This window comes from Corynebacterium sp. (assembly GCF_030535495.1).
In the GTDB taxonomy this organism is placed as follows: Bacteria; Actinomycetota; Actinomycetes; order Mycobacteriales; family Mycobacteriaceae; genus Corynebacterium.
This window is the reverse complement of the sequence record NZ_JAUNRW010000112.1, coordinates 1-6,444: the sequence shown is the minus strand read 5'-3', so window position 1 is coordinate 6,444 and position 6,444 is coordinate 1. Positions and strand designations below refer to the sequence as shown.

Here is a 6,444-nt window from a genome sequence, read left to right as displayed (position 1 = left end):
GCCGTCCTGGGCGTAGAGCCCCTCGAGCATCGGGGTGTCCGTCGGGCCGGGAGCGACGGTGCTCACGCGCACCCCTTCCGTCGATTCGGCCTTGCGCAGCCCGTCCGCCAGCGCATAGAGGGCGTGCTTGGTGGCGGCGTAGACGATGTTGTCGCCGTAGGAACCGCGCCCGGCTCCGGAGTTGATGAAGATCGCGGTACCGCGGGCCGCACGCAGCGCCGGCAGCAGGCGGCGGGTCAGTTCCGCGGGGACGTGGACGTTGACGTCCATGGCGTGGCGCCAGTCGACGACAGAGGCGGACTCCACGCTGAGCTTCGTGGCGATCGCCGCCGCGTGCACCACCACATCCACCCTTTGCAGGTCCATGAGCGTCTGCACGCACGTCGGCGCCTCCTCGGTGTCGAGCAGATCCACCACCAGGTCCGTGGCCACCGGGGTGACGCGGGCGAGGGCACCGAGTTCGGCCAGGGCCGTGTCGTTGCGCCCCAGGGCGTAGACGTGGTGGGTGCGGGCGAGGTCCGCGACGATCTCACGGCCCATGCCGCCGGTGGCTCCGGTGACGATGGCAATCGGTTCGGTCATACCCAGGACTCTAGCCGGGGATACCCTGAGCTTCAGGAGGCCCCCATGCTCGCAGTACTCTTCGGCGTCGTCGTCGGCGTCGTCATGCCGATCCAGACGTCGGCCAATGCCCGCCTGCGCCAGTCCGTCGGTTCCCCGTTCCTGGCGTCACTGGTGTCCTTTTCGGTCGGCTTTGCTGCGCTGCTCGCCGCCGTCCTGCTTATCGACGGCCACCTCCCTCCCCTCACCCAGGCCACCGCCCTGCCCGCCTGGATCTGGTCCGGCGGCGTCCTCGGGGTGGTGGTGCTCACCGGCAACATCGTCCTCTTCCCCCGGCTGGGCAGCGTGCAGACGGTGGTCCTGCCCATCACGGGGCAGGTCATCATGGGCCTGCTCATCGACCACTTCGGCCTGTTCCACGCGCCGCGCCATGCCCTCGACGGGATGCGGGTGCTCGGTGCTGCGCTGCTGGTGATCGGCGTGTTCGGGGCTATGGCGCGCCCCGGTCGCACGCTCGTCGGCGGGCACGCCTCCGGGCCGTCGGTGTGGGGGTGGCGGGCGGCCGGGGTGGTCTTCGGCATGTTCTCCGCGGCGCAGACCGCCATCAACGGCCAACTCGGGGTGGCCCTCGATTCCGCCGTGGGGGCGGCGCTGGTCTCCTTCGCCTTCGGCGTGGTCACCCTGCTGCTTGTCAACCTGGTCCTGCGCAACCGCCCGGCCGCCGGGTCCACGGTCGGGCCGTGGTGGATGTGGATCGGCGGCGTCCTCGGCGCGCTGTTCGTGTTCGGCAACGCCTTTCTGTCGCCGGTGATCGGCACGGGGCTGACCGTGATGACGATCCTGCTGGGACTCATGGCCGGCAGCCTGCTCATCGACCATCTCGGGTTGCTCGGGGCCAAGCGCTCGCCGGTGACGCTGCTGCAGGCGCTCGGCCTGGTGCTCATGGTCGTCGGCGTGGGAGTCATCCGGCTGTAGAGCCGGGCGGCGGGGCCGTTAAAACGTTGTTCGCTTTAACGACCATAACGCTGCGCGCATATGGGACGCGACCTGGCACTATGCGCTTGTGTTGATGGGATGAGCGGTCGTTAAAACGAACGTCGTTTTTACGAGCGCGCCGACACTGCCGCCGGCACCTCCGCCGCAGCCTGCGCGGCCGCCACGGCCTCGAGGGCGACGTCGATGTCGGCGATGAGATCCTCGATGTCCTCGATGCCGATCGACAGGCGCACCAGATCGCGCGGGACCTCCAGCTGGGAGCCGGCCGCCGACACATGCGTCATGGTTGCCGGGTGCTCGACGAGCGACTCCACCCCGCCGAGCGACTCGGCCAGGCAGATGAGCCGGGTGTTGAGGCAGAAGACCCGCGCGGCCTCCTCGCTGCCGAATCGCACGGAGATCATGCCGCCGAAGCGCTTCATCTGCCTTTTCGCCACCTCATGTCCGGGGTGTGACGCCAGTCCGGGGTAGAGCACGGTGTCCACCTGCTCGGAGGCCGCCAGGTGCGCGGCGACGGCTTCGGCGTTGTCGCAGTGGCGCTCCATGCGCACGGCCAGGGTCTTGATGCCGCGGGCGGTGAGGTAGGCGTCGAAGGGTGAGGGGATGGGCCCGACGCCGCCCTGGTACCACAGCAGCTTCTCGTCGAATTCCGCGGAGTTGGTTACCACCAGGCCGCCGACCACGTCGGAGTGCCCGCCGAGGTACTTGGTGGCGGAGTGCAGGACGTGGTCCGCGCCGAGCGCCAGCGGCTGCTGCAGGTACGGGGAGGCGAAGGTGTTGTCCACCACCAGCGCGGCCTGCCCCTTGATGGCGGCGACGGCGGCGATGTCGGTGACGGACAGCGCCGGGTTGGTGGGGGTCTCCAGCCAGATGAGGCGGGTGTTGTCCTGCAGGGCGGCCTCAACGTCGGCGACGGAGGTGGTGTCCACGACGGAGTAGGTGACACCCCAGTCGCCGAAGGCTTCGTCGATAAGCCGCCAGGTGCCGCCGTAGGCGTCGTGGCCGAGGATGAGGTGGTCGCCCGGGCGCAGCAGGATCCGCAGGATGACGTCGGTGGCGGCCATGCCGGAGGAGAAGGCGCGACCGTACCGGGCGCCCTCGAGGGCGGCGACGGTCTTCTCCAGGGCGGTGATCGTCGGGTTGCCGCAGCGGGTGTACTCGAAGCCGCCGCGCAGCTCGCTCAGCCCGTCCTGGGCGAAGGTGGTCGACGCGTAGATCGGGGTGTTGATCGGGCCGTACAGGCTGTCGGGCTCGTAGCCGGCGTGGATCGACCGGGAAGAGAAACCTTGGAGTCCGTGAGTCATGTCGGCCACTATAGACCAAGCGGTTCATATTTCCGGAAACACCCGGGAATTATATGCAGAACGCGAACCAACGGCCCCTGACCTGCTGCAACTCTACCTCCAGGCCGTAGAGGGCGGAGAGATTCTCCCCCGTGAGCGTCGTGGACACCGGCCCCGCGGCCAGGACCCGGGCGTCCTTCATCAGCAGGACATCGCTTGTCGACGCCGCGATCTCCTCCACATGGTGCGTCACCATCACCGTCGTCAGCTCCGGGCGGCGGGCCCGCAGGTCGTCGATGACCCGCAGGAGGCCTTCGCGGCCGGGGAGGTCGAGGCCGGTGGTGGGTTCGTCGAGAAGCAGTAGTTCCGGTTCGCTGATGAGCGCACGCGCGATGATCGTGCGGGCGCGCTCGCCCTGCGAGAGCGCCGACCAGTGACGATCGCGGGCGGTGGCCATGCCCGTCAACTCCAGAAGTTCGTCCCGGCGCGCGAGTTCCACGGGTGTCGGCTGCCAGCGCGGGAGCAGCCCGTTGGAGGCTGTGAGGCCCGACAGGACCAGCTCGTCCACCGGAAGATCGCCGAGCCGGTGACGCGGATCCACCCAGCCGATGCGGCGGCGCAGCCGGGCCAGCTCCACCCTCCCCAGGCGCTGGCCGAGGATGTCGACGTGCCCGGTGCTCGGGTACCACCACCCGCCGGCCAGTTTGAGGGCGGTCGACTTGCCGGCGCCGTTGGGGCCGAGCACCGCCCAGTGGGATCCGGTGGGTACCTGCCACGTCACGTCCTCGATGAGGTGGGTGGACCCGCGCCGGACGGTGGCGCCATGAAGCGAGAGAGCATGCGTCATGGGGGCCAGCCTAGACTGGGGTGTCATGAGCAGCCTCTATGACGCCGTGGGTGGCGACGCCACCTTCTCCCGCCTCGTCGCCGGCTTCTACGCCCAGGTGAAAACAGACGACATCCTCGGGCCGATGTACCCCGACGATGACTGGGAGGGGGCGGAAAACCGCCTCACGTGGTTCCTCGCGCAGTACTGGGGCGGGCCTGCCACCTACAACGAGCAGCGCGGCGCGCCGATGCTGCGGCGCCGTCACTTCCCCTTCCCCGTCGACCGCGCGGCGGCGATCCGCTGGCTGGAGCTGATGAAGGTCTCCCTCGACGCCATCGACGAGGAGACGATCCCGCCCGCCTACCGCCACCAGATGTGGGATCACATGGAGCGGGTGGCGGCGATGCTCATCAACCGGGAAGATCCGGGAACGCCTCCCGCACAGGCTCACTGAGCAGCTCCCCACCCCGGGTCATCAGGCCCGGCGCCAGGCCGGGATGCTTATCGACGGCCCCGTCCACCCCGTCCGCGGCAATCGCCCGGACGTAGGGAAGTGTCGCCGAGGTGAGTGCGCGGGTGGAGGTGTTGGCCACCGCGCCCGGCATGTTGGGCACGCAGTAGAACAGGGAGTCATGGACCCGGTAGGTGGGCTCCTCGTGGGAGGTCTTGCGGGAGGACTCGAAGCAGCCACCCTGGTCGATGGCGACGTCGACAAGCACGGAGCCGGGCTTCATGCGGGCGACGAGATCGTCGCTGACCAGCGTCGGGGCCTTGGCTCCGGCGACGAGGACGGCGCCGATGACCAGGTCGGCGTCGATAAGCTCCGCCTCGACGGTCATCGGATCCGACAGCAGCGTGCGCACATTGCCCTGGTAGAGATCGTCGAAGCGGGCCAGCACGGCCGGATCCAGGTCGAGGACGGTGACCTGGGCGCGCAGGCCCTGGGCGATGGCCACCGCGGAGGCGCCGACCTGGCCGCCGCCGAGCACGACCACCTTCGCCGGTGCCGTGCCGGGCACCCCACCGAGGAGCACACCCCGCCCACCCTTGGAACTCATGAGGTGATGCGCCCCCTCCTGGACGGCCAGGCGGCCGGCGACCTGGGACATCGGGGTGAGCAGGGGCAGCCCGCCGCGCGCGTCCAGGACGGTCTCGTAGGCCAGGGCGGTGGTGCCGGCGTCGAGAAGCGCCTGCGTGCACTCCCGGGAGGAGGCCAGGTGCAGGTAGGTGAACAGGATCTGGTCCGCGCGGAGGAAACCGTACTCCTCCGGGAGCGGCTCCTTGACCTTGAGCACCAGGTCAGCGGCCCAGGCCTCGGCGGCGGTGTCGACGATGCGCACGCCCTGCTCCGCGTACTCGGCGTCGGTGAGAGACGACCCCTCCCCCGCCCCGGTCTGCACGAGCACCTCATGCCCCTCGGCGACGAGCGTGCCGGCACTGGTGGGGCCGAGGGCCACGCGGCCCTCCATGTTCATGATTTCCTTCGGGATTCCGATGCGCATGCACCCTGACCTTAGTCGCCGGGGACGGCTCGCAGCGGGGAAACTGCGGAGCGCAATCGCCGGGGGCGGCCTAGGATGACGGGCGTGCATGACTCACGGAGTGGCCTCGGGGATGTCGTCCGCAGTTTCGGTCTGCTCGGGGTGAGCGCTTTCGGCGGCCCTACGGCGCACCTGGGCTACTTCCGCGAGGAGTTCGTCACCCGCCGGGGATGGCTGTCGGAACGGGCCTACGCGGACCTCGTGGCCCTGGCGCAGTTCCTCCCCGGCCCCGCCTCCTCGCAGGTGGGGATGGCCCTGGGATACCACCGCGCCGGGTGGCCCGGGATGCTGGCGGCCTGGGTGATGTTCACCGCCCCCTCGGCGCTCATCCTCGCTGTCTTCGGCATGTTCATGCTGTCCGCGGGTGCCGACGCCGAGCAGGGATGGATCCGGGGACTGCTCGCCGCGGCGGTCGCCGTGGTCTTCCACGCTGTGTCCGGCATGGCCCGCAGCATGGCGAACACCCGGGTCACCGCCACCATCGCGGTCGTGTCCGGGCTGGTGGTGCTGGCGGTGCCCAGCCCTGTCACCCACCTGGCGGTGATCATCGCGGCCGGCGTGCTGGGGGTAATGGTGCTGCGGGGGTCTTCGGCTGGTGAGCCTGCGGAATCGGCGGCGGAGACCACCCGCCCGGTCAGCGCGCGGGCCGCCTGGGTGTGCCTGGTGTCGTTCTTCCTGCTGTTGGGCGGCCTGCTGCTGGCGGCCACCGCCGTCGGCGGCTACCTGCTCACCCGTGCGGCGGCCTACGTGCAGGCCGGGTCGCTGGTTTTCGGCGGCGGGCACGTGGTCCTGCCGCTGCTGGAGCGGCTGACCGTGGAGCCGGGGTGGCTGAGCAGCTCGGAGTTCCTCGCCGGATACTCGGCGGCCCAGGCCGTGCCGGGCCCGCTGTTCACCTTCGCCGCCTACCTCGGGGCGGTCGACGGTGGCTGGGCGGGTGCCGGGCTGGCGACGATCGCCATCTTCGCCCCCTCGGCGCTGCTCATGGTGGCGGGCCTGCACTTCTGGGGCCGCTGGCGCCACCTGCCCGCGCTCCGCTCGGCCTTCACCGCGATCAACGCGGCGGTGGTCGGGCTGCTGGGCGCCGCCTTCTGGGATCCGGTGCTCACCCACGGGGTCACCGGGATCGCGTCACTGACCATCGCCGCCGCCTGCTGGCTGGGGCTGGCCCAGTGGAAGCTGCCCCCGTGGTCGATTGCTCTCGGCGCGGCTCTGGCCGGCTGGCTGCTGCTCTAGG

The 6,444-nt window shown here is 70.2% G+C and carries 7 protein-coding genes; 3 read left to right on the top strand and 4 right to left on the bottom strand.

Annotated elements, in window-relative coordinates; genetic code table 11:
* Nucleotides 1-582 (bottom strand): SDR family NAD(P)-dependent oxidoreductase (locus Q4F73_RS10800; protein ID WP_303359353.1); only part of this gene is annotated, 582 nt, incomplete at its 3' end.
* Between the two features lie 45 nt (nt 583-627).
* Here Q4F73_RS10800 and Q4F73_RS10795 point away from each other — a divergent pair.
* Entirely contained in the window at nt 628-1,536 is a 909-nt protein-coding gene (locus Q4F73_RS10795) for a DMT family transporter (protein WP_303359352.1), read from the top strand.
* A gap of 128 nt (nt 1,537-1,664) precedes the next feature.
* Here the strand turns inward: Q4F73_RS10795 and Q4F73_RS10790 are convergent, their stop codons facing one another.
* On the bottom strand, nt 1,665-2,861 hold the full coding sequence (locus tag Q4F73_RS10790) for a cystathionine gamma-synthase (RefSeq protein WP_303359351.1): 1,197 nt from the start codon (nt 2,859-2,861) through the stop codon (nt 1,665-1,667).
* Nucleotides 2,862-2,910: 49 nt separating this feature from the next.
* Nucleotides 2,911-3,687 (bottom strand): ABC transporter ATP-binding protein, encoded by a 777-nt coding sequence (locus tag Q4F73_RS10785; protein ID WP_303359350.1) that lies wholly within the window; start codon nt 3,685-3,687, stop codon nt 2,911-2,913.
* Nucleotides 3,688-3,712: 25 nt separating this feature from the next.
* Here Q4F73_RS10785 and Q4F73_RS10780 point away from each other — a divergent pair, with 25 nt between their 5' ends.
* The gene (locus Q4F73_RS10780) at nt 3,713-4,123 is read left to right on the top strand and encodes a globin (RefSeq protein WP_303359349.1); all 411 of its coding nucleotides are present in this window, start codon (nt 3,713-3,715) and stop codon (nt 4,121-4,123) included.
* Here the strand turns inward: Q4F73_RS10780 and ald are convergent.
* The gene (gene ald, locus Q4F73_RS10775; protein ID WP_303359348.1) at nt 4,080-5,171 is read right to left on the bottom strand and encodes an alanine dehydrogenase; all 1,092 of its coding nucleotides are present in this window, start codon (nt 5,169-5,171) and stop codon (nt 4,080-4,082) included. The genes Q4F73_RS10780 and ald overlap by 44 nt on opposite strands.
* 84 nt (nt 5,172-5,255) lie before the next feature.
* Between ald and chrA the strand changes: the two genes are divergently transcribed.
* Nucleotides 5,256-6,443 carry a chromate efflux transporter gene (gene chrA / locus Q4F73_RS10770; RefSeq protein ID WP_303359347.1) on the top strand — a complete coding sequence of 396 codons (1,188 nt, stop codon included), beginning with the start codon at nt 5,256-5,258 and terminating at the stop codon, nt 6,441-6,443.
* Nucleotide 6,444 lies beyond the last annotated feature (1 nt).